At 70.8% G+C, this 1,774-nt stretch carries 1 protein-coding gene; it reads right to left on the bottom strand.

The features are described from left to right. Positions 1-51 precede the first annotated feature (51 nt). A complete protein-coding gene (locus tag AC6EXY_RS33190; RefSeq protein ID WP_499819017.1) occupies positions 52-1,674 on the bottom strand; it encodes an IS1634 family transposase in 1,623 nt (540 codons plus the stop codon). Positions 1,675-1,774: the final 100 nt, after the last annotated feature.

A 1,774-nucleotide genomic window follows, 5' to 3' on the forward strand; every position in this document is an offset into this window, starting at 1 on the left:
GCCCGTCTTCCGCACATGGGGCTTTGATGCGTTGACGGGCCCGTATGTCGATCATGGTGGGCGGGTTGGGTCGACGCCGAGGATGTCGAGGAGGTGCTGGTGCAGGTGTGGTGGGCGCGGGATGTAGGCGGGTCGGCGGTCCTGGGCGGGCACGAGGCGCAGCGTGCTTAGCGTGCCAAGGACGAGTGCGCCGGTGGGGCGGGCGGGACGACCGGCGTAGAGGCCGGGGATCTTCCCGTCGGGGCCCGCGCCGAGGCGGGCTTGGCGCTCGATGAGCGAGAAGACGAGCAGGGCCAGGCAGATCACGTGGATGAGGGCGTGGATGCGCTGGTTGGAACGCAGGAACATCGGCGTGACCGCGAGCGGGCCTTTGAACGTGCCGTAGCGGCGTTCGGAGACTTCCTGGCCCTTGTAGCGGGCGAGGACCTCGGTGGGGCTGATGCTGTCGGGCAGGTTGGTCAGCAGGGCGTACCAGCCGTCGGTGGCGGCCTCGGCGTCGAGGACGGTCTGGTCGAACTGCCAGGTCAGGGAGGGTTTCCCGGTGTCCGGGTCGACGCTGGTCTGCGCGATCAGGTAGCGGGAGACCCGGTGTTTGGTCGTGAGGAACGCCAGACGGGCCTTCACCGCGGTCTCGGTGCGGTAGAGGTGGTGGCTGCCCGCGGCGCGGGCGAGGGTGTCCAGCGCCTCGCGGGCGCGGTCCAGCTTCAGAGCGCGGGCCGCCTTCGCGGCCTGGTCGTTCGCCGACGACCAGACGAACACCGTGCGCACCGTGACCGGCGGGTCTTTCTTCCGCGGCCCGCGCAGCACGGTCGTCCCCTCGCGGGCGCGGTAGCGGGCCCGCTGGTGGACCGGCTTGTCCTGGTCGCGGGCCGCGACATGCTCGATGATCGTGGCGGTGGCCCAGTCCTGGGCGGCGAGGACCCGCGCGGGCACGGCTGTCTTCGGCGCCGGCGCGAGGAACGTGACCCCGGGAGTCGAGGTCAGCGCGGTCAGGTTCCCGTAGGAGACGAGCTTGGTGTCCCCGACCAGCAGGAACCTGCGCGGGCCGGCGAGCTCGACGAGAGCGCGCAGCGCGCCCTGGACCTGGGAGACCTCCCCAGCGCCGCCGTCGTAGGCACGCGGGAGCAGCGGGATCCCACCGTCGCCGGTGCTGGCCAGGCCCGTCTGAACCTGCTTGAGGTCGGGACGGCGGTCCTTCGGGTGGCCGTAGCGCGGCGTCGCGTAGTCGCCGTCGACCTCAGGGTAGGCGCCGTACAACGAGATCGAGGTCATGTCCCAGTGGAAACGGGACACGTCGAGGCCGAACGCGGCGATCGCCGCCGCCCCGACCGAACCGGCGACCTGCTCGCTCACCGGGGCGAGCGCGTCAAGCGCCCGGCCGACCCGGTCGTCGTTGAGCGCGTCCGGGGACATGCCGAACATCTCCTCGACCGCCCACCGACGGGCCCACGTCTCGACGTGCAGCAGCGGGGTCGGCGAGGTCAACCGGTTCGCGACCAGCGCGGCGATCACCTGGCCATGGGTGACCCGATTGACCTTGTCGCGCATCGGGGCGAGCCGATCGATCGTGCCCGCCAGATCGAGACGGGCCAGGTAGTCACGCACCACGGGCAGCACACCGAGCGGCTTCTCCACGCTCGGCGGCCCGTAACCCGCCACAACCGACACAGCCACGAACAGTCCCAGACCCGCCACCACGGATCCCGATCAACCCGACCCGATCCGAACAATCAACCACGTAGCTGTCTCACCACACGAACGTGCGGAAGACAGG

The sequence above is a fragment of the Frankia sp. RB5 genome, from assembly GCF_059816245.1.